The sequence below is a fragment of the Pantoea sp. SoEX genome (genome assembly GCF_009829945.1).
Taxonomy (GTDB): Bacteria; Pseudomonadota; Gammaproteobacteria; order Enterobacterales; family Enterobacteriaceae; genus Pantoea_C.
The window spans coordinates 268,785-291,230 of the sequence record NZ_SZZT01000001.1 but is presented as its reverse complement, the minus strand read 5'-3'; the positions used below and the strand labels follow the sequence as shown (position 1 = coordinate 291,230).

Annotated in this window: 16 protein-coding genes and 3 tRNA genes; 11 read left to right on the top strand and 8 right to left on the bottom strand. The window is 25.9% G+C overall.

All coding sequences use genetic code 11. The annotated features are described in order from the left end of the window. Positions 1 to 24: 24 nt before the first annotated feature. On the top strand, positions 25 to 654 hold the full coding sequence (locus FD726_RS01240) for an MBL fold metallo-hydrolase (protein ID WP_159989761.1): 630 nt from the start codon (positions 25 to 27) through the stop codon (positions 652 to 654). A gap of 16 nt (positions 655 to 670) precedes the next feature. Here the strand turns inward: FD726_RS01240 and FD726_RS01235 are convergent, their stop codons facing one another. The 3 genes from FD726_RS01235 to asnS form a co-directional block, all read right to left on the bottom strand. Further along, positions 671 to 1,864: an amino acid aminotransferase gene (locus tag FD726_RS01235; protein WP_159989760.1), complete on the bottom strand. Its 1,194-nt coding sequence runs from the start codon at positions 1,862 to 1,864 to the stop codon at positions 671 to 673. 97 nt (positions 1,865 to 1,961) lie between these two features. Further along, positions 1,962 to 3,293, bottom strand: a complete 1,332-nt coding sequence (locus FD726_RS01230; RefSeq protein WP_159989759.1) for a porin — start codon at positions 3,291 to 3,293, stop codon at positions 1,962 to 1,964. A 226-nt stretch (positions 3,294 to 3,519) separates the two neighbouring features. Beyond that, positions 3,520 to 4,920, bottom strand: a complete 1,401-nt coding sequence (gene asnS / locus FD726_RS01225; protein ID WP_159989758.1) for an asparagine--tRNA ligase — start codon at positions 4,918 to 4,920, stop codon at positions 3,520 to 3,522. Between the two features lie 499 nt (positions 4,921 to 5,419). Here asnS and pyrD point away from each other — a divergent pair, with 499 nt between their 5' ends. The 4 genes from pyrD to pqiC all read left to right on the top strand — a co-directional run bounded on the left by pyrD (position 5,420) and on the right by pqiC (position 10,215). After that, positions 5,420 to 6,430, top strand: a complete 1,011-nt coding sequence (gene pyrD, locus FD726_RS01220; RefSeq protein ID WP_159989757.1) for a quinone-dependent dihydroorotate dehydrogenase — start codon at positions 5,420 to 5,422, stop codon at positions 6,428 to 6,430. A gap of 293 nt (positions 6,431 to 6,723) precedes the next feature. Then, on the top strand, positions 6,724 to 7,956 hold the full coding sequence (locus FD726_RS01215; RefSeq protein ID WP_159989756.1) for a PqiA/YebS family transporter subunit: 1,233 nt from the start codon (positions 6,724 to 6,726) through the stop codon (positions 7,954 to 7,956). Positions 7,957 to 7,972: 16 nt separating this feature from the next. Beyond that, a complete protein-coding gene (gene pqiB, locus FD726_RS01210) occupies positions 7,973 to 9,637 on the top strand; it encodes an intermembrane transport protein PqiB (RefSeq protein ID WP_159989755.1) in 1,665 nt (554 codons plus the stop codon). Further along, positions 9,634 to 10,215, top strand: a complete 582-nt coding sequence (gene pqiC, locus FD726_RS01205; protein WP_159989754.1) for a membrane integrity-associated transporter subunit PqiC — start codon at positions 9,634 to 9,636, stop codon at positions 10,213 to 10,215. Before pqiB ends, pqiC begins: the two co-directional genes overlap by 4 nt. Before the next feature lie 57 nt (positions 10,216 to 10,272). On the opposite strand, the gene FD726_RS01200 is transcribed toward pqiC, so the two are convergent. The 3 genes from FD726_RS01200 to FD726_RS01190 form a co-directional block, all read right to left on the bottom strand. Continuing rightward, positions 10,273 to 12,006, bottom strand: coding sequence for an AAA family ATPase (locus FD726_RS01200; protein WP_159989753.1), 1,734 nt, complete (start codon positions 12,004 to 12,006; stop codon positions 10,273 to 10,275). Between the two features lie 153 nt (positions 12,007 to 12,159). Beyond that, on the bottom strand, positions 12,160 to 13,236 hold the full coding sequence (ompA, locus tag FD726_RS01195) for a porin OmpA (RefSeq protein WP_159989752.1): 1,077 nt from the start codon (positions 13,234 to 13,236) through the stop codon (positions 12,160 to 12,162). A 335-nt stretch (positions 13,237 to 13,571) separates the two neighbouring features. Beyond that, entirely contained in the window at positions 13,572 to 13,904 is a 333-nt protein-coding gene (locus FD726_RS01190) for a TusE/DsrC/DsvC family sulfur relay protein (RefSeq protein ID WP_159989751.1), read from the bottom strand. Between the two features lie 273 nt (positions 13,905 to 14,177). Here FD726_RS01190 and FD726_RS01185 point away from each other — a divergent pair. The 5 genes from FD726_RS01185 (at position 14,178) to trhO (ending at position 16,478) form a co-directional block, all read left to right on the top strand. Then, positions 14,178 to 14,264 (top strand) — tRNA-Ser (locus tag FD726_RS01185). Positions 14,265 to 14,329: 65 nt separating this feature from the next. Beyond that, on the top strand, positions 14,330 to 14,881 hold the full coding sequence (gene pgsA, locus FD726_RS01180; protein ID WP_370514797.1) for a CDP-diacylglycerol--glycerol-3-phosphate 3-phosphatidyltransferase: 552 nt from the start codon (positions 14,330 to 14,332) through the stop codon (positions 14,879 to 14,881). A 120-nt stretch (positions 14,882 to 15,001) separates the two neighbouring features. Then, a tRNA-Cys gene (locus FD726_RS01175) sits at positions 15,002 to 15,075 on the top strand. An 8-nt stretch (positions 15,076 to 15,083) separates the two neighbouring features. Next, positions 15,084 to 15,170, top strand: a tRNA-Leu gene (locus tag FD726_RS01170). Positions 15,171 to 15,536: 366 nt separating this feature from the next. Next, positions 15,537 to 16,478 (top strand): oxygen-dependent tRNA uridine(34) hydroxylase TrhO, encoded by a 942-nt coding sequence (gene trhO, locus FD726_RS01165; RefSeq protein WP_159989749.1) that lies wholly within the window; start codon positions 15,537 to 15,539, stop codon positions 16,476 to 16,478. 39 nt (positions 16,479 to 16,517) lie between these two features. On the opposite strand, the gene pyrC is transcribed toward trhO, so the two are convergent. Then, positions 16,518 to 17,564, bottom strand: coding sequence for a dihydroorotase (gene pyrC, locus FD726_RS01160; RefSeq protein WP_159989748.1), 1,047 nt, complete (start codon positions 17,562 to 17,564; stop codon positions 16,518 to 16,520). 264 nt (positions 17,565 to 17,828) lie between these two features. Between pyrC and murJ the strand changes: the two genes are divergently transcribed. Further along, the gene (murJ, locus tag FD726_RS01155; protein ID WP_159989747.1) at positions 17,829 to 19,403 is read left to right on the top strand and encodes a murein biosynthesis integral membrane protein MurJ; all 1,575 of its coding nucleotides are present in this window, start codon (positions 17,829 to 17,831) and stop codon (positions 19,401 to 19,403) included. Positions 19,404 to 19,495: 92 nt separating this feature from the next. Here murJ and rne read toward each other — a convergent pair whose 3' ends face one another. Further along, positions 19,496 to 22,153 carry a ribonuclease E gene (gene rne, locus FD726_RS01150; RefSeq protein ID WP_159989746.1) on the bottom strand — a complete coding sequence of 886 codons (2,658 nt, stop codon included), beginning with the start codon at positions 22,151 to 22,153 and terminating at the stop codon, positions 19,496 to 19,498. Positions 22,154 to 22,446: the final 293 nt, after the last annotated feature.

Sequence of the window (22,446 nt, the reverse complement as noted above, 5' to 3'; positions counted from 1 at the left end):
GATTTATAAATATTATGGTGGATTATGAATTACTTTATTATTCCTGTTACTTCTCTTATGCAAAATTGTTGTGTCATATGTTGTAAATTAACTCGTGAATCAGTAGTGGTGGATCCAGGTGGTAATAGTGAGAAAATAAAAAAAAAACTAGATGATCTTAATCTTAAACCTAGCAAAATTTTAATAACACATGGTCATTTAGATCATACAGGTGCTGCTATAGATATAAGTAAATTTTATAAAATACCAATATTTGGTCCACAAAGGTTTGATAAATTTTTATTAAAACCTATTGTAAGTAAAAAAGAAGATTTACATGATTTTAAATTTTCAAATTGTATTCCTTATAATTGGCTTGAAGATAATGATAAACTAGAAGTAGGATCATTAACTTTTGAAGTTATACATTGCCCTGGTCATACACCAGGACATATTGTATATTTTTACCGTAAAGGCCGAATATTGATATCTGGTGATGTCATTTTCAATGGTAGTATAGGTAGAACTGATTTTCCTAGAAGTAATTACCAAGATTTAATTAATTCTATCAAAATTAAATTGTTACCATTAGGAGATGATATAACTTTTATTCCCGGTCATGGTTCTGTATCTACTTTAGGATATGAACGAATTAATAATCCTTTTTTAAATTAAATCGTAAATTAAAATATTATTTAATAACTGTTTTGATAGCATCACATAACAAAGATACATTATTGGGAGTGATAGCGGCGAAATTTATACGACCAGAATTTACTATATAAATAGCAAATTCTTTATATAGTTTTAAAACTTGTTCTTTGTTTAATCCAATAAAAGAAAACATACCATGTTGTTCTAAGAGAAAACTTAAATCTATTTGTACGTTTTTTTTAATTAAAGTGTTGATAAATAAATTACGCATAAGTTTAATTCGTAAATTCATACCTGATAGTTCATCTTGCCAAATATTGTATAAATCTTTGTTTTTAAAAATAGTTGTTACAATTGCCGCTCCATGTGCTGGTGGATTTGAATAATTAGAACGAATTATAGATTTTATTTGACTAAAGATATTAGTAATTGTTTTATAATTCGATGCTACTAAAGTTAGTGCTCCAACCCTTTCATTATATAAACTAAAATTTTTTGAATAAGAACTTGCTACGATCATTTCCTCATGTGAGTTTAAAAATATTTGCAATCCTTCAGCATCTGCACTAGTATTTTTTGAAAATCCTTGGTAAGCAAAATCAAATAAAGGTAGCCAACCCTTTCTTTGAGACATTTTAGCTAAAAAATTCCACTGTTCGTAATTTAAATCTACTCCTGTTGGATTATGACAGCACCCATGAAGTAATATCACGTCTCCTGATTTAGCATTTTTTAATGAATCTATCATACGATCAAATAGTAATATATGTTTTGCTTCATCATAATACTGATAATAACAAATTTCAAAACCAACAGTACTAAAGATATTTACATGATTTGGCCAACTTGGATTACTTATCCAAATACGTTTTGTTGATGTTTTACTTGACAAAAAATCTGCTGCAATTTTTAGTGCTCCGGTTCCACCTAAAGTTTGAGCTGTACATATACGATTTGTTTTAATAACTTCATGGTTTTTTCCAAATAGTAAATTTTGGGTACAATGAGCAAAATCAATTAATCCTTCAATATTTAGATAATTTTTTGTGTTTTCTTTTTGTAATAAAATATTTTCAGCTTTCTTTACACTAGTAAGAATAGGAGTATTTCCAAAGTCATCTTTATAAACACCTATACCTAAGTTAATTTTATTAGATCGATCATCCATATAAAATAAATCAGCTAGTCCTAAAATGGGATCGTTTGGTGCAGATAAAATAGATTCAAACATAATTTAATTCCAATATAGTAGGCGTTATCAATTATTAATTTATCATTAAAATAAAAAACGGAACTAACGCTCCGTTTTTTATTTGTAAAAAATTTTTCTAAAATTTATAAACTAAACCTATTGCTAAGACATTATCTGGACCATTAAAGTCAAATAGCTTTTTAGGGTTTTTTTGATTAATACGATAATCAACATATGTTGAAATATTCTCATTGATATCGTAAGTTGCACCTATATCAATATATCTATATATACATGCTGACTTATTGTTTTTTGTATTTTTAGCTATTGATTCTATATATCCAATAGAAGGGCTAAGACCAAAATCAAATTTATATTTAGCAACTAATTCAATATTACGCATTCTACCTACAAAACCATCAAGGTAACTGTTACCTGATTTTTCTAAATAAATTTTAGATACTGTTTCTCCATACATTGCAGCAACATATACTTTATCTCTTTCATATTTAATCGCTGCAGACCACTGATTTATACTATCATTAGGATTAACATGTGCAGCAATGTCATCTGTTTTATCTTTGTTGTTTTTGTTATCTTTGTTATCTTTGTTATCTTTGTTATCTTTGTTATCTTTGTTATCTTTGTTATCTTTGTTATCTTTGTTATCTTTGTTATCTTTGTTATCTTTGATATCTTTATTGTCAATATTTATTATTGTTGAATTATCAATAATACTGAACATCCTATTTTTTCTACTTACCAGCGCACCATTTCCATACGCTGCAGCTATTCCTAAACCATATGGAGAAACATATGAAGCTGACATTCCTAGCGAATTTCCACTAAAATAATAAGTATCTAAATAAGGAAGACGTTGACTTTGATATTGAGCAGCAAAATTTAAATTTTTTACAAGTCCGAAAAAATTTTCATTACGATATGTAAATAATCCACCAGTTCTTCCGTATAAAAAATTATCTGAATATTCGGAGTTACCACCAAATTCTGAAAGAACATTAGTCCACTTACTTACATCATGAATGACACCATAATTACGTCCATAATCAAAAGAGCCTAAAGGAAACTTAATACCTAAAAAACCTAAAGTTGCTTTGCTACCTGATTCTACAGTTCCTTCAGCTGCATCTAAAGGAACATCATATTGTAATTGTCCGTAACCAATAATTTTATCATTTAGTAATGTTTCACCTTTAAATCCAAAATCAGCTCGACTTTTATCTATTCCTGTACTATCTTCACCTTTCGGAAAATTAAAAATAAAATCATCAATACAGTAATCAAAAGAAGTATTATTTGAAGCATTTAAATCAAAATGATGTGATCCATTTATCTCACCATATAAATCTAATTTTGTATTGTTTTTATTATAAATTTCTACTGCGTTTGTTACACCATTAATCAAAATAGTCAGCATAGCTGCTATAAGAATTTTTTGCCTAACCATTATTTATTAGCCTCATTAGGGTCATTCAGCATAATTATTATTGTTATTTTTATTAATATCAATAATTTACTAAAATTAATAATTTTAATAATTAATTTTTCTGAAAGAATTTATCCCTCCTTATTTATCTTAATTAATTTTAATAAAAATGATTTATTATATAGTAATCACTTTGATTCTATACAAAAATCAAATTTCCAACTTATTTTTTTATTGCTATATCTTTTTAAAAATTTGCGTTACGTGATGTACGAGGAAATGGTACTACATCTCTAATATTTTGCACTCCAGTAATAAAAGAAATTAAACGTTCAAATCCTAATCCAAAACCAGAATGAGGAACAGTACCATAACGTCTAAGATCGCAATACCACCAATAATCTTCTTTATTTAATCCTGATTCTTTAAGACGCATATTTAATATTTCAATACGTTCTTCACGTTGTGATCCACCAATTAGTTCTCCAATTCCTGGTACTAAAATATCCATTGAAGCAACTGTTTTATTGTCCTCATTAAGACGCATGTAAAAAGCTTTTACTTCTTTTGGATAATTTTTTATTATTACCGGTATTTTAAAATATTCTTCTACCAAAAATCTCTCATGTTCAGAGGAAAGATCTATACCCCAATAAACTTTATTTTCAAATGATCTTTTAGATTTTATTAAAATATCAATAGATTCATTATAATTTATTTTTATAAAATCGATAGATGAAAATTTTTCTAAACGTTCTATGATTTTGCTATCAATTCGTTTAGCAAAAAATTCCATATCATCCTTACGCTCTTTAAGAATTATATCAAATATATATTTAAGCATTAATTCAGATAAGATAATAACATCTTCTAAAGATGCAAATGCATATTCAGGTTCTAGCATCCAAAATTCAGCTAAATGTCTACTAGTATTAGAATTTTCTGCTCTAAAAGTAGGACCAAAAGTATATATTTTTGATAATGCACTAGCATAAGCTTCAGCATTTAATTGTCCAGAAACAGTCAAAAATGTTTCTTTGCCAAAAAAGTCTTTATTAAAATCAACTTTACCTAGATCATTATAAGGTAGATTTTCTAAATCTAAAGTAGATACCCGAAACAGTTCACCAGCCCCTTCAGTATCAGATGAAGTAATAATTGGAGTTGGTATCCAAAAAAAACCATGATTGTCAAAAAAACGATGTAAATATTGAGCTAACGTATGTCTTATACGAGATATAGCACCTATTATGTTTGTTCTGGGACGTAAATGTGCCATTTCCCGTAAATGTTCCATACTATGGCTTTTTGCTGCCATGGGATAACTACTAGAATCTGTTACCCATCCAATTATTTCTAATTTAGTTACTTGAATTTCAAGATCCTGACAATAACCTGGAGAATTTATTATCATTCCAGTAACTATCACTGAACATCCTGTAGTTAAATTTAGTATTTTATTTTTATAATCATCTAAAGAATTGTTAACAACAACTTGCACACTGTTAAAACAGGAACCGTCATAAATAGAAATAAAAGAACAACCAATTTTTGAATCTCTTCTAGTACGTACCCAACCGCGTATAGTTACTATATCATTAACACTAACACGACCATGCAATATATCTGATGCAGATACCAATTTCATAAAAATATCTCTTTTTATTTATTTACAAACAAATTACTTTAATCTTTAAGTGTATTAAATCTTTAGTACATTATTTTTTTGAAAATAAATCATATATAAGTAACAAATTAGACTAAATAACAGAGTTAGACAAAATTTATTGTATCTTACCACAAAAAAACATAAAGTTTTTAATATTTAATTAAAATTAATAATGTTAATTAACTACCTTAAAGTATATTTTAATTTTATATATTATATAGTTTATATGCTTTAATATTTATATAATTTCTACTTTGTATTTTATATTACAATAATTTTATTGTTACATATTTAATGATTATATATATATTTAAGCTGCTATTAAAATATGGAAATAATTTTTTTACGAAGATTCAAATCTATAATAATTATTATAGATGATCTTAATAAAGATATTATAATATTTTTTAATAATTTTTGGTGAAATTATTATGTGTAAATAAATCATATTTTGTTAATTAATAATTTTGGAGACATTATGATTTATCATATTATAAAATCAATATTATTCAAATTTGATCCTGAATTGACACACAAATTTACAATTAAGCAATTTAGTATTATTAGTGGTACTTTACTGCAAAATATTTTTAAATTTAAAATATTATCACGTCCAGTTAATTGTATGGGAATTACTTTTAAAAATGCATTAGGTCTTGCAGCTGGCATGGATAAAAATGCAGAATGTATTGATCTATTTGGAGCTATGGGTTTTGGATTTATTGAAGTTGGCACTGTAACACCAATTGCTCAACTTGGTAATAAAAAACCTAGGTTATTCCGTTTAATAGAATCCGAAGGTATTATTAATAGAATGGGATTGAATAATTTAGGTGTAGACAATCTAGTTAACAATATAAAAAAATCCAATTTTGAAGGTATTATTGGCATAAATATTGGTAAAAATGAAAGTACACCAATTGAAAATAGTAAAGATGATTATCTTATTTGTATGGAAAAAGTTTATTGCTATGCTGACTATATTACTATTAATATTTCATCTCCTAATACACCTTTTTTAAGAATGTTACAATATGGAGAAGTTCTTGATGATCTTTTAGCTGCTATAAAAATAAAACAAAAAACATTAGAAAAATTTACTTTAAGATATGTTCCAGTAGTTATAAAAATTTCTCCTGACCTTTTAGAAGAAGAAATAGTTAAAATTGCAGATAGTTTGATTAAATATCAGATTGATGGTGTTATTGCAACTAATACTACTATTAATCGTTCCTTAGTTAAAGGATTGAAAAATTGTGAAGAAATTGGTGGACTAAGCGGACGTCCTTTGCAATCAAGTAGTAGTTTTGTTATAAAATGTTTAGCAAAAGAACTTAAAGGACGTATTCCAATTATTGGAGTGGGTGGTATCGATTCTTTAATTGCTGCTAGAGAAAAAATTAATCTTGGTACATCATTGATACAAATTTATTCTGGTCTTATCTATAAGGGACCAAAGTTAATTCAAGATATTGTTAATTATATTTAAAAATTGTTATGTTAATTATTTTAATAATTTTTAAATAAACTTACTTACAGGCTATAACTTTGTAAATTATAAGTAAATATCATTTTAGAGAAACAATAATCAGTTATTATATATTCATCAACGTAAGGAAATATCATGATATAAAAATACAATATCTTGATTTCTTATTTGACTACTATTAATATAGTATAAGATGCTTTTATTATAAATAATAGTTATAAAAAGTTATTTTTTGATTAATTAAAAAATTAATCTACTTTTTTATGCAAATATAGAAATTTAAGGTAACATAGATGTCAGCAAATAAAAATGTTGATTATATAATTTGTTCAAAATGTGATTTGCTTGTAGAATTATCTTCCTTATTGGATGGAAAACAAGCATCTTGTCCTCGTTGTTATTCTGTATTAATTTCAAATTGGCGTGAGCCACATAAAAGACATAACATTTATGCTTTATCTACACTTTTTTTGTTAGTTCTATCTAATATTTTTCCCTTTATAAATATTAATTTTGCTGGGATAAACAATCAAATTTTACTAAATCAAATTCCTAGTGCTATGGTAAATGATGGTTATACTATACTAGCCGCATTTTTCATACTAGTTGTACAATTTATTCCTATATGTTGCATTATTATAATTTTTTTATTAATTAATCCTATTAAGATACCTATTAAAATAAAATTATTATTAGGTAGAATATTATTTCAGCTTCACCAGTGGATGATGGTTGAAATTTTTATAGGAGCTATACTAATAAGTATAACAAAATTAACCAGCTACGGCATCATTAATTTACAACCCAGTTTCTGGCCTTTGTGCTTATTCTGTTTTTTACAAATAAGATTTTTTCAGTGTATTGATCGTCGATGGTTATGGCAATGTATAAAGCCTATGCCTAATTTAACTGTAAAGCCTATAATTGGTCAAAGCGGTTTAAGTCAAGGTTTACGTTCTTGCCCTTGTTGCAATGCAATTTTGCCATTAACGCAAAATAAGTGTACACGTTGCGGCATTATATCTGAAGCAAGATATAAGTACAGTTTACAATGCACAATAGCTTTATTGCTTACTGCATTAATATGTTATATTCCAGCTAATATTATGCCTGTTATGATTACAGAAATATTCGGTTTAGGATATCCATCTAGTATTATCGAAGGAATAATTTTATTATGGACAGATAGTTATTATTTTATTTCTATATTAATATTTATATTTAGTATTATAGTACCTTTATTAAAAATAGCATCAATTAGTTGGCTATGTTGGAATACAAAAATAAATAATAATAATACCAAAATAATGCATTTAGTTTATAAAATAGTTAAATTTATAGGTCGTTGGTCAATGATTGATGTATTCATAATATTAATTTTTTCTTCTTTATTAAGAATAGGCAAATTAATACAAATTTATCCTTCACCAGGATTAGTATTATTTGCACTAGTTGTAATTTTGACTATGATGGCTGAAATGAACTTTGATTCTAGGTTAATTTGGGATCGAATTAACACAAAATAGAGGAATTAATAAGTTAATGGAAATAAACTATAATTATGCCATACTTAGTAAGATAAAAAATTGGTCTCCAATATGGATCTTTCCTTTTGTTACCCTTTTTATTACTACATGGATTATGCTATATCAGTTATTTCACTTAGGACCTGAGGTAATATTAATTACTCAGGATGCTAAAGGACTGGAAGAAGAACGTACTGTTATTAAAAGTCACAATGTTACCGTAGGTTTAGTAAAAAAAATATCAATATCAAAAGACTTAAATAATGTACAAGTAAAAGTTAGACTAAAATCAGATATGAATTATCTTTTACATAAAGACACTATGTTTTGGATAGTAAGACCGCGTGTTAAAAAGGAAGGAATTAATGGCTTAACTAATTTATTATCAGGAACTTATATTGAATTATCTCCAGGTAATAATAATATTAAATTATCTCCAGATAATAATAAAGCTGCTAAAAGTTATAAACTTATGAATGAACCTCCTACTGTACTACCTGATGCTAAAGGAATCCGTATTCTATTAGAAAGTAAAAATTTTGAAAAATTATTTACAGGCGATCCAGTATTTTTTCGTAATTATCGTGTTGGAATAGTAGAAAATAGTACATTTAATATCAATAATCATAAAATGATATATCAATTATTTATTGAAGAGCCTTATGCTAACTTAGTAAATGATAAAATTTGTTTTTGGAAGAATAGTAGTATTAATGCAAATTTATCTACTTCAAGCATGAATATTGAAATTGGATCATTTAATAACCTGTTTAATAGTAGTGTAAATTTTGATGACAAAACTGGTTGTTTCTCCGGTAAATATATTAAAAACAAAAAATTATATTATCTATTTGATAATCAAGACAGTATGCAAGACATGCTGCATAAAAACCATGTAAATTATGTATTAGTTTTTTCTAGTTCTATTCGTGGTTTAAAAGTCGGTTCACCAGTAGAATTGCGTGGTATTAGAATTGGAACAGTATCACAAGTACCTTTTGTCAAAGCTATTAAGAAACAACAATTAAGTGATAATTACAATATTCCGATATTGATTCAGATTGAACCAAAACGTTTTATTAAAATTTTAGGTAAAAATTTTAATATAGACAAATATTTATGTAACAAAAAAAATATGCTTTATGCAATGATAAAAACTAACAATTTATTATCAGGTTCTACTTATATTGATTTAGATTTCCACGCTAATACATCTACAATCAGCAAGGATAAAACAATTTTAGGTTACAAAACAATTCCTACTATTAATAGTAATTTCAATAATATACAGGAAAAAATTTTATTATTAATTGATAAAATTAATAAATTGCCAATTAAAGAAATAGCGAAAGAATCTAGTATAACTTTAAAAAAAGGAGAAAAAACATTAGAAGATTTTAACAATATTATTAAAACAGCTAATAATATTTTAAAAAATCCTATGATATATAATCTTCCAAAAAATATTTGTAAAACTATAAATGATCTTAATATGAGTATTCAAAATCTGCAACCTGGATCGATTATGTATGATAGAATTATGATCAATATGCAAATATTGACAGAAGTATTAAGTGAACTTAACTCAATACTTAAAAATCTCAGTATTAATAGTAATGCTCTTATATATAAAGCTTCACCAGAACAAGATCCTCAACCAAAAAGGATAATCAAAAGGTGAAAAAATCATACATAATATTAATTACGATATTGCTTACTGCTTGTTGTAGTACTGCCGTAAAAAAAATTTATTACCGTTTGCCGTTAGAAACAAATGCAATAGTTGACAAAAAAAAATATCATTATAATGATAAATGTGCTATTTGGGTTCAACAAATTCTATTACCGGATCATTTAGCTGGTAATGGATTAGTTTATCAAACTAACGATGTAGAGTATATTATTACTAATAACAACTTATGGGCAAATCCTATTGTTCAGCAACTGAAAGAAACTATGATTTATAACTTAAATAAAAATCTCCCTGGGTGGTTTATATCTGATATCCCAATGTTAAAAAATAAAACAACAAACAAATTAAATGTAATACTGCATAAATTTCAAGGAAGATATGATGGTAAAGCTATTATTAGTGGTGAGTGGATATTAGAATATAAAAAATATTTTATTATGCATCATTTTAGCTTTATTGTACCACAAAAAAAAGATGGATATGATGGACTTATATCTACCTTATCATTAGGTTGGCATAAAGTATGCAACCAAATATCTGAAGAAATACTTAAACTGAAGTTATAATAATTATTAATTATTGTAAATTATATTTATCATTCCATCTTAATATTAACTAAGAAATTATTTAAACCATTTAAACCAACGATGTGAATTTAATTCTGAATTTGTATTTTGTTTATGAATTCGCTTTTTAATGAAATAATATAGACAATTTTGTTTATCTTCTTTATTTTTCCATAATTTTCCAGTTAATAAGTATATCGCTTCATTAACATGTTTCACTGTCCATATGTGAAAATTATCCTGCTTAACAGCTTTTATTAAATATTCACTAAGACCTAAATTACGTATATTTTGATCTGGTATGATTACACCTTGTTGTCCAGTAAGCCCTCTCCTATAGCAAATATCAAAAAAAGATTCAATTTTTTCATTTAATCCACCAACTGGCTGTATATTTCCTAACTGATCTATAGAACCAGTTACTGCTATTTGTTGATTAATAGGATGTTGAGATAACGAACTAATGATTGCACAAATGCCTGCCAGTGAGGAACTATCTCCATCAATTTCACAATAAGATTGCTCAAATACTAATGAAGCAATAAATGGTAGTTGTATTTCTAGTTCAGACATTAAATAAGATTGTATAATCATCGTGCTTTTTACATATATATTACTACCTAATTTAGAATTTCCTTCTATATCAATTAGTTCACTATGTCCAGGATATACTACACATGTAATTCTACACGGACAACCTATAACACGAGGATGGCTAGGATAATCAATAATTGATAACCCATTAATTTGTCCTATAACTTCACCTTGAGTATCAATTAGATTTCTTTTTAAGAGTATATCATCATTTATAATTTCTTGTAGATGGTTTTCTCGCCACAAACGTATTTGTGTAGCATTACATAATGCTTTATCATCTAATAAATTATCGGTTATTAAAAATGATTCTCTAATTTGACGAACTAACCATACTGGACATAAAGGTAATTTTTCTCTATCATTGGTAGCACGAATTCCTTCTTTTATAAGTTCTGGCCAAAAATTTTCTTCTGGTACTGGTAAACAAGCTTGTTCTGCTAAATAAACTACCCACCTACACCATGCTAACATATCATCTTCATTTGATATTTTTATGTTTTCTTCAAATTCGGTGTAGATTGCTATTTTATATAATTCAGAATCAATTGTTCTAAAATTATGTAATGAATCTGCATTACCACAGAGAATTAAGTTTAATTTTAATGGCATTACGGGAATTGATGTTGGTAGAGTATTTTTTTTGTTTTTAGGAACTAATTCGCTATATCCTTGTTCAATAAATTTTTTTAAATCAAACCAAATTTTTGGCTGAAGTACAATAGATTTTAAAGAAAGTATTAAGGTACCACCATTTGCCTGATGAATTAATCCAGGTTCAAGATGAATACGATTTTTATATACACATGCATATCCAAATAATATTTTTTTCTCCACCCAATCAGCAAAACAAACTTTACCTTCGCTAGTAAATGTATGTTGTAGATCTGAAGCAGGTTTTAAAATAACTGCATCATTAACAACTTGATAGTCCCCTCCAAATAATTCAGATGAAGGAATAATAAAGTTCTTGGATACTTGTGCAATTAACTTAAGATAATCGAGGTTTTCTTTACCATATATTAATAGAACGGGAAAACCTTGTTTTTGATGGTGTAAATGCGCAATTCCATTTATTAATCTAGGTTGTACTTTTTCTATAGGATCAATTAAATTTTCTTTAATTTTAGAAAAAGCAGACTTATATTGTAAAATATCTGGCTGCAAATCTTCCCATGTTATTTTTTTATATTTCAAAATATTAGCACTTTATATTAAGTTTCAAATTAACGGTTATTATGATTTATATAGCAAAATGTTGTTTTTATCATCAAATTTATTAATGATATAATTTAAAATACTATCCCCTTTCTATAAGCAAGAAGGGGATAGGTATCATTTTCAATATCATTACGATTTAAAATGATTAGTAATATTTTTTACGGAATTGATTTGAATTTCTACTCTACGATCTGGAGCTAAACATTCTATTAAGTCTTTGCGTTTTTCTATATTATCACATGTATTTTTGGTAATTGGATTAGATTTACCTAAATTATTTATAGAAATACTACTAGATGGAATTCCTTTCATAACTAAATAATTTACAACAGATTGAGCTCTTTTTTTAGAGAGTTTGTAATTATATTTTATAGAACCTATTCTATCTGTGAAACCTATAACTATGATATCATTTTTTTGATTAGAACATTTTAACTTATTATACAATGTATCTAGAGTTTCTTTACCTTCTTTTTTTAAAGCAAATTTATCAAAGTTAAATAAAACATCACTTTTTAGATTAAACACTTTAATACCATTATTAATTGATAAATTTTTACTGACAGGTATAGTTGTTGAATCATAAGGTTCTTGACCAAATTTATAAGATAAGCCAATAGTTAAAAAACCATTGCTAGGTTCTGAACCTACAATATTTTTATCACCTACTTTTTTAACAAATTGATAATCTAATCTTATTCCTATATCCTTATTTACAGCATATTCAATTCCAGCAGCTAAAAATGGAGAGATTCCTCCATCATTATCATGCATACGGTTATTATTCTGTTCTGTAAATTGTGTTGCTCGTGCATGCCATATTAAGCCTCCTAACCTAGTATATACATCTAATTTATTACTAATAATTGGATAACTTAATTTAGTACTTAGCTGTAAGTCATACGCTTTAAAATTACCAGAAACTTTCTTTCCTGAATATATTATATTCCCTAACGTATCTAAACCAAGTTCAGTGGCTAATCTTGGGGTTATTTGATAACCAAGAAATAAATTCTTAGCAAATGAATCTACAGAAGTAGAACCATCATTAGGAGCATAAGTATAATCATGTACATCAGTTTTATAATATCTAGACCATCCCATCTTGCTACCAACATACCAAGTATTTTGTTGGGGTGCTGCTTGTATTACAATTGAAAATCCAGTAAATAAAACTGCAATAGCAGCAGTAACCATCTTTTTCATTTTTTACCTCTTTCTTTTTCAAAATGAGAAATGAAGAAGTTAACTAAATTATATGATTTCAATTTAAAATATTAAAAATAACATTTTTGAGGTGTTTGATCAGTAAAAAATATTGTTGTAAATTACTTTTCTAGCTTATTTTAATCAACTAGCTTTATATAGAATTTTATGATATAATAAACAGTTATATAATTTAATGTTTTATTCATATTATAGCATAAATATATTTATAAATGCATAATTAGCTACAGATTTAATTTTTTGTTATATATTTAGATTTTAACTAATAATTAGAAAAATAATATATTAAGTATTTTCTTAGATAATAAATTTTTCTAAAGACACTGATTTGGTTTTGGAATACCTGCTATCCTAGTAGCTTGCTTTAAAATTCCTTTTGGAAATAGACGAAATAAATAAGCGCTACTATTTAGTTGTAATTTTTTATCTTGATGATCAGCAATATACTTAATCAACATACGCATTGTAGGAGAAATGTTATATTTTAAATAAAAAGAACGAATCAATCGTATCACATGCCAATGTTCTATGGACATAGAAATGTTTTCATATTTTGCGATTTTTATAGCAATATCTTCACTCCAATCATCAATATTCTTTAAATATCCATCAGAATTTAATTCAACAATTTTATCATCTAAAATCACAACCTATCCTTTTTTTAAAAAAATTATATTAAATTACACTAACATAAAAAAATTATATTAAATTACACTAACATAAAAAAATTAAAATATATATTTTATTATATACGATTTTCAATATTATGAAAATATCTCCTTTAAAGAGAAAAAATTTTTTATAATTTTAAATTAATATTTTTTAATAATTAATTAACTATCAATAAATAATTGATATATTTACTTTACATTATTAATAAAAGTATTTACAATAATTATCAATTTCATTTTATATAACATGGAGGAGTGGCCGAGTGGTTTAAGGCAACGGTCTTGAAAACCGTCGATAGGTAAAACTATCCGTGAGTTCGAATCTCTCCTCCTCCGTAAGTAATTTAGTTATTATGTTGTCATTAAAAAATTATAGTTACAAATACATGTATTTTTCTAATATGCCTAATATTCTAACAACATTTAGATTGTTTCTTGTTCCCTGTTTTATAGTATCTTTTTATGCACCGTTTATTTATTCATCCATTATAAGTTTACTAATTTTTTTACTCGCTGCTGTTACTGACTTCATGGATGGATTTTTAGCACGTCGTTGGAATAAAACTACAAATTTTGGTGAATTTTTAGACCCATTAGTAGATAAAGTAATGGTAGCAGTAGCTTTAGTTTTAGTATGTGAGTATTTTCATGTTTATTGGGTAACTATACCTAGTATAATAATAATATCAAGAGAAATAGTTATTTCAGCTTTACGTCAGTTAATTTTTAGTATCAAGGGAAATATTAACGTCAGTAAAACATTATGGATAAGCAAGACAAAAACTGCCATGCAAATGTTTTCTTTAACTGCACTTATATGGCATCCTAATGATATAGTAATAAACATAGGAATAATAGCATTATATATAGCGGTAATTTTAACATTGTGGTCAATGATATTATATATCAGGATATTCCAGTGTAATTTATCAAGAAATAATTATTTTCAATAGAACAAGAAATAAATAATTTTATTTCTTGTTCTATTGACTACTTATATTAAAGTAGTATTATGGTTGTTTATACAAACTAAAGATAACTGAATAAATTAATAAAATATTTAGTATATTTAAGGCGCGTTAGCAGAATGGCCATGCAGCGGACTGCAAATCCGCTAATCCCGGTTCGATTCCGGGACGCGCCTCCATTTCGCAGGCCCAGGTGGTGAAATTGGTATACACAAGGGACTTAAAATCCCTCGGCTTTATTGCTATGCGGGTTCAAGTCCCGCCCTGGGCACCAATTTTTCTTTATTACAGCACTTAATTACATAATTAATATTATATTTATTTTAAATATTTAATATAGTAATATTTTTTATTTTTAGTGGAAAATTTCATAATGTATTATGAATAAATAGATTACTATATTTATTTTTATATTTTATTTTCAATAATTATTTATTATCTAGTTTATCTTTTTTATTGATATTAGAAGATGCAAAGTTTTCTGTTAAATATATAAATTTATATTTATAACAATATTTTTCGTTGTTCTTTAAATTTGTTAACAGGATAATTTTTATAAGTTTAATTTGTAATTGTGAATAAAGATAAATATAAAATATAATTATATGTTTTATATATGAAAATTAGGACCATCAATATTATGGCAGTGCTTCACAATCGCATTTCAAATAAAGAACTAAGATTACGTCTATTTTCTGAAAATATCTCGCGTATAACCGTGTCTTTTTATAAGTACTTTTCTATTAATAACCCAAAAAATTTTCGAGATAAATTATATTATCATCTTAATACTTTAAAAGTATTTGGTCGCATTTATGTTTCTCATGAAGGAATTAATGCTCAAGTTAGTGTGCCTGATTTTCTATATAAAGAAATGAAGTTTTTTATATATAATTTAGATACTAGTTTAAATAATTTACATATGAATATATCTTTAGATAACAATTCTAAATCTTTTTGGGCTCTTCGTATTAAAGTGAGAGATCGTATTGTTTCTGACGGACTAAAAGATAATATTTTTAATATTAGTAAAGTTGGTACTTATGTAGAAGTAGAAGAAGTTAATGAAATGATAAATGATCCTGAAGTTACAATAGTTGATATACGTAATAGTTATGAATACGAAATTGGACATTTTGAAACAGCTATTAAAATACCTTACAATACTTTTCGTGAGCAATTACATAAAGTTATAGAAATTTTAAAAAATTATAAAAACGAAAAAATTGTTTTATATTGTACTGGGGGTATTAGATGTGAAAAAGCTAGTGCGTGGATGATATACAATGGATTCAAACAAGTTTATCAAATCAGAGGCGGAATTATTGAATATGTTAATTATGCTCGTAAAAAAAATTTACCAATCATGTTTAAAGGTAAAAATTTTGTTTTTGATCAACGTATGAGTGAAACAGTTTCTAAAGATATTTTATCATATTGTCATCAATGTAAAGAACCTAATGATTTTTACGTAAATTGTGCCAATGATAGTTGTCATAAGTTATTTATACAGTGTGCGTATTGTAGAACTAAATTTAGTAAATGTTGTAGTTTGAAGTGTCAAAATCATTTAATTAAATAATTTGCTCTAGCTTAAAAAATATTTAAATTATCATTAATATTAATTTTTAACAAACCAGTTTAAAGTTCTTCCTTCAAGGAAAGTCACTAAAGAATATGTAGAAGAATTAATAATGTTTTTTATTTTCCAAGGTCTTCGTATTAAAGTGATTTTATCTTCATTTATAGGTAAATTATAGAAACGTGGTCCATTTTCAGAACAAAAGGATTCAAAATATCTAATAGCATTTAACTCTTCAAATACAGTAGCATATATTGACAAAGCAGTAGGAGTATTAAATATTCCCGCACATCCACAACTACTTTCTTTTCTATAAGCAAAATGTGGAGCACTATCTGTACCTAAGAAAAACTTTGAACTACCATTAGAGATAGCTTTACGTAAGGCTGTTTGATGTATTTTACTTTTAATAATAGGAAAACAATAAAAGTGAGGTTTAATTCCATTTACTAGTAGATCATTTCTATTTAAAATCAAATGGTGAGGTGTAATTGTAGCTCCAACTTTATCATCAGAAGACTCTACGTATTCTACAGCTTCTTTGGTGGATATGTGTTCCATAATTATTTTTAGTTCTGGAAATTTATTGCGTAAAGGATGTATTATGTCTTCTATAAAACGTGCTTCTCTATCAAATATATCAATATTAATATCAGTTACTTCACAATGCATTGATAGAGGCATTTGTATTTTTTGAAGACGTTCTAATACTTTATTAATATTTTTTATATTATTAATACCATAAAAAGAATTTGTTGTAGAAAATGCAGGGTATATTTTAACAGCGGTGAATATACCAGAATTAAAACCTTCTTCTATTTCATTAGGATTTGAGTATTCAGTTAAATAGCATGTCATTAAGGGTGTAAATATATGACCTTGTGGTATATTTGATAAAATAAAATTACGATAGTGTGTTGCAGATTTTATATCTATTATTGGTGAAATTAAATTTGGCATTACTATAGCACGGTTATATATGGAACTACTATAAGGCAAGACTAACTTTAGTAAGTTGCCATCACGTAAATGTAAATGCCAATCGTCTGGACGTCTTATAACAATTTTATCTAGCTGTTTAACCATTATTATTCATTCTCTATTGTTATAATTTTTAATGTTAAATATAAAATATTTTCAATATATCACGAAAGTATATTAACATATTGAAACGATATATCAAAATTATTTATTATATGCAATTGATAAATATATAATTTAAATTGATTATAATATCATTAATTTATATTTTAGTTAATAATATGTGTTATCTTTTAATAAAATAATTTTCTTACTGTATGTATAGTAAGCTATTTTATGAAAGTATATGGCTTTTAGGATTATTGAAATATGAATTTATTGAAATCTTTAACTACAGTTAGTTTTTTAACATTAATATCTCGAATATTAGGTTTTATAAGAGATTTGATTATTGCACAATATTTTGGTGCTGGAATGTTTACAGATGCTTTTTTTATGGCTTTTAAATTACCTAATCTTTTAAGACGTATATTTGCTGAAGGTGCTTTTTCTCAAGCTTTTATACCAGTTTTTATAGAACAAATAAAAAAAACAAAGATAGATAATAAAAACATAAATAATGAAAATATAAAATTATTTATATCATATATATTTGGTTTACTAATAATAGTAATAACATGTATTATAATTTTTGGTCTTATAATAGCTCCTAAATTAACTTTAATAGTAGCTCCCGGATTCATCAGAAATACTTATTTATTTAATGTTTCCACTCATTTATTACGTATTATGCTACCTTATATTTTATTAATTTCTTTAGCATCTTTAGTAGGCGTCATATTAAATACTTATGATTATTTTTTAATTCCTGCCTGTACTCCTATCCTATTTAATATTACTATCATATTATTTATATTATTTTTTCATAGTTATTTCAATCCACATATCCTGGTATTAGGTTGGGGTGTAATTGTTGGTGGAGTAATGCAAATTTGTATTCAATTGCATTGTTTATGGAAAATTAATTTATTAGTTTTCCCAAAATTTATTTTTAATAACCCTGCTGTTTTATTAGTAATAAGAAGGATGGGACCTGCGGTTATTGGAATGTCGGTTAGTCAAATTTCTTCAATAATTAATAATATTTTTACTTCATTTTTAACTTTTGGATCTTTATCTTGGTTATATTTTTCTAATAGATTAGTAGAATTTCCTATTGGAGTATTAAGTGTAGCATTAAGTACAATTATTTTGCCTTCACTATCAAAAAGTTTGAATGATAACAATTATGATGAGTATTCACGTTTAATAAACTGGGGTTTAAAAATATGTTTTTTACTCTCTATTCCTAGCACTATAGGTTTAATAATTTTATCTAAACCAATAGTTATTACATTATTTGAATATGGTAAATTTACTCATTATGATACTATCATGACCCAATATGCTTTAATTACATATTCTATCGGTTTAATTGGGTTAATGAGTGTAAAGGTTTTAGTTATTGGTTTTTATGCTAGTAATGATATGAAGACCCCAGTTAAAATTGCTTTTATTACCTTAATTGTAACACAAATAATTAATTTATTATTTTTCCATTCACTAAAACATATTTGTTTAGCTTTATCTATCAGTATATCTGGAATTTTAAACGCATATTTACTTTTCTATAAATTAGTTAAAAAACAAATTTTTAAATTAGATCAAGAATGGTTGAAATATTTAGTACAAATTATAATAGCAACATCAGTAATGGCAATAGTTTTGCTGATTATACTAAAATACATAAATAAATGGGAAGAGGTAATAATGATAGAACGTATATTAAGATTATCATTTATTTGTGGAATAGGAATATTTGTTTATTCATTAGCATTAAAAATTTTTGGTTTCAAAATAAAAGATTTTTCTTATCAGTTTAATAAAAATATTTTAATTAAGTAAAATAACACAATGAATTTTTAAAAATACTATATAAAATTATTTAAACACAATCGTTTTAATTATTAAATTGTGTTTAAAAATGGGTATTTGATTTATTGATGTTTAGTGGCTGGAACTGTAACTTTATGAGTTGCACTGTGACCTCCTGCTGAACCTTTCCCATGAAATCTAAATCTAGGTCTCACCCAATTACTAAGACGAATTGGATCAGGTTGCCAAACAGGAATTGGAACTTTAGTCATTGGCGCTGAAGCAAAATATTTCCAACGTTTTCTTTTTTTTGAAATTGCTTTTACTGAAATATTACTTTTATTAGTATATGTTAATGAATTATTTTCTATAGTATTACGATTCATTTTAAGAGAAGTTACTATAGAAAAAGATGAGTTAATAAAATTATTTATTTTCTTATTCTTTTCATTATTTGGTTTACTTTTTATGTCAGACAATTTTTTTAATGTATTAGAATCACTTTGTATCTTTTTATGTGATAAATATTTATTAGATTTATAATTCCACTCTTTTTTAGATATTTTTGTTACATAAAATTCACTAGTAGTATAATTTGTAACAAATCTTTCACTATCATCAGATGATGATTTTATTTCATTAGAACGTAATTTAATAGGAATTAAAGAATTATCTATATTCTGAAATTCAGAAAAATTATTATTCTTATTTACATAATTTATTGGATACTTTATATTGTGTGAATTTTTAATTGAATTTATATTACTATCAAGGTTATTATTTTTTAAATTATTTTCAATAGTATTGTATGAAATTTTATTGTTTTTTCTTTGTTTGTTAACTGGTGGTAATATCTGTAATTCCTTATCTTTAACTTCTAATATTGTCTGTTTAACGCTAAAATCAATTTGATTAATTTCTTTTTTATAATATTTTCTTTGTTTAATATTATTAATTATATCTTTAGAAGACCTATCATAATTTTTAGTTTGATTAACAACATTTTCTTTTATTAATGAAGATGTTTCATTAATAAACAATTTTTTTAAGTTGAGTATCATTCGACTAAAAAAATTGTTATTTATTAATTCATATCCATTTATTAATGATTTTATCTTTGATTTAACTGTTGATTGATTTGACATCTTTTCTATAGATGATATTGATGAATTATTATATATAGGAAAATTTTTTAAACTATATTGGTCTAAACGATAGCTAGGAACATCATTTTCTTTATTTGATTTAAATATAGGTGTTTCATTAAATTTAGCTAAGTGATATCTTAATATTTTGGTTTCCTCCCCTTTTTTTACTCGCAAAATAGAATAATTTGGATTTTTTAACCTAAGACTAGGAATTATAGATATTTTAACTCCATTTTGACGTTTCTCAATAGCATTAACTGCATTTCTTTTTTCATTTAGTAAATATGAAGCTACTTGTACCGGAACTATAGCATGTACTTCTTTAGTATGATACTTGCCGGCTTCTTCTTCAATTAGTCGTAAAATAGATAAAGAAAGTGACTCATTATCACGAATTATTCCAGTACCATTACAGTGTGGACATGAATAGTGACTAGATTCTCCTAATGAGGGACTTAATCTTTGCCTAGACATCTCTAATAACCCAAAGCACGAAATATTACCAATTTGTACACGTGCTCGATCTTTACCTGTTTCTTCTCGTAAACGGTATTCTACTATCTGTTGATTGCCAATAGCAATCATATCAATAAAATCAATGACAATTAAACCACCTAAATCTCGTAAACGAATCTGTCTGGCAATTTCTTCAGCTGCTTCAAGATTAGTACTTAAAGCAGTAGTTTCAATATCTGTACCTTTAATAGAACGTGCGGAATTAATATCAATTGCAGTTAATGCTTCAGTAGTGTCGATAATAATAGATCCACCTGAAGGTAAAGAAACTTTACGCTGGAAAGCTGATTCTATTTGTGATTCAATCTGATAATAACTAAATAATGGAATATAACTATTATAATATTTAACTTTACTGATAAAATCTGATCTACCCATATTATTAATATGTTTTCGTGCTGAATTTAAAACTGTTAGATTATCAATTAATATTTCACTTATATCGTGACGTAAATAATCACGAAAAGCTCTCACTATAGCATTACTTTCTTGATAAATTAAAAATGGTGCTTTTTTATTATCTGATATTTTTTTAATTGTAAGCCAGTGCTTAATACGAGCACTTAGATCCCATTGTAATAATTCTGCTGATTTACCTAAACCTGCTGTACGAATTATTATACCCATACCTTCAGGAATTTCCAGTGATGACAGAATTTCTTTTATCTCAAGTCGATCATCTCCTTCGATACGACGGGAAATACCAGCAGTGCGGGGATTATTAGGCATTAAAACTAAATAACATCCCGCTAAAGATATAAAAGTTGTTAAAGCAGCTCCTTTAGTACCTCTTTCTTCTTTTGCAACTTGAACTATTAATTCTTGACCTTCTTGTAATATATTTTTATTATTGTTATAATTATCTATGCATTGGTATTTTTGAAAATATTCATGCGAGATTTCCTTTATGGGAAGGAAACCATGGCGTTTAGCTCCATAATCAATAAATACAGCTTCTAGGCTAGGTTCAATACGTGTAATTTTACCTTTGTAAATATTAGCTTTTTTTTGTTCATATCTGGAATTTTCAATATCCAGATCATAAAGATGTTGACCATCAACTAAAGCAATACGTAACTCTTCCTCTTGAGTTGCGTTAATTAACATTCTTTTCATCTTGAATTGCTCGTTATTTCGTAAATAATTATATCCAGCACATAATTATATCCAGCACATAGTTAATTGTTACAAATTAGTATCTATATTCATTAGAGCATTTAACCATACATTCTTCGTTTAAATTAAATTATTATTTGTTATTTATTCTTAAATTTAATTAAAACATTATAATGTACTATTTTGTTTTGCTTGGAAATATATAACTAATATTCAATTAACAATTATTTTATGTGCTAAATATAGTGTTTAGGTCAACATAAATGACCATAAATTGTAAAAAAAATAATAAA

Excerpts from the sequence above, each read along its gene's own strand:
- rne (WP_159989746.1), bottom strand. The coding sequence starts at position 22,153 with ATGAAAAGAATGTTAATTAACGCAACTCAAGAGGAAGAGTTACGTATT.
- FD726_RS01215 (WP_159989756.1), top strand. The coding sequence starts at position 6,724 with ATGTCAGCAAATAAAAATGTTGATTATATAATTTGTTCAAAATGTGAT.
- trhO (WP_159989749.1), top strand. The coding sequence starts at position 15,537 with ATGGCAGTGCTTCACAATCGCATTTCAAATAAAGAACTAAGATTACGT.
- ompA (WP_159989752.1), bottom strand. The coding sequence starts at position 13,236 with ATGAAAAAGATGGTTACTGCTGCTATTGCAGTTTTATTTACTGGATTT.
- pyrD (WP_159989757.1), top strand. The coding sequence starts at position 5,420 with ATGATTTATCATATTATAAAATCAATATTATTCAAATTTGATCCTGAA.
- FD726_RS01240 (WP_159989761.1), top strand. The coding sequence starts at position 25 with ATGAATTACTTTATTATTCCTGTTACTTCTCTTATGCAAAATTGTTGT.
- FD726_RS01230 (WP_159989759.1), bottom strand. The coding sequence starts at position 3,293 with ATGGTTAGGCAAAAAATTCTTATAGCAGCTATGCTGACTATTTTGATT.
- pyrC (WP_159989748.1), bottom strand. The coding sequence starts at position 17,564 with ATGGTTAAACAGCTAGATAAAATTGTTATAAGACGTCCAGACGATTGG.
- pgsA (WP_370514797.1), top strand. The coding sequence starts at position 14,330 with ATGCCTAATATTCTAACAACATTTAGATTGTTTCTTGTTCCCTGTTTT.
- murJ (WP_159989747.1), top strand. The coding sequence starts at position 17,829 with ATGAATTTATTGAAATCTTTAACTACAGTTAGTTTTTTAACATTAATA.
- pqiB (WP_159989755.1), top strand. The coding sequence starts at position 7,973 with ATGGAAATAAACTATAATTATGCCATACTTAGTAAGATAAAAAATTGG.
- asnS (WP_159989758.1), bottom strand. The coding sequence starts at position 4,920 with ATGAAATTGGTATCTGCATCAGATATATTGCATGGTCGTGTTAGTGTT.
- FD726_RS01235 (WP_159989760.1), bottom strand. The coding sequence starts at position 1,864 with ATGTTTGAATCTATTTTATCTGCACCAAACGATCCCATTTTAGGACTA.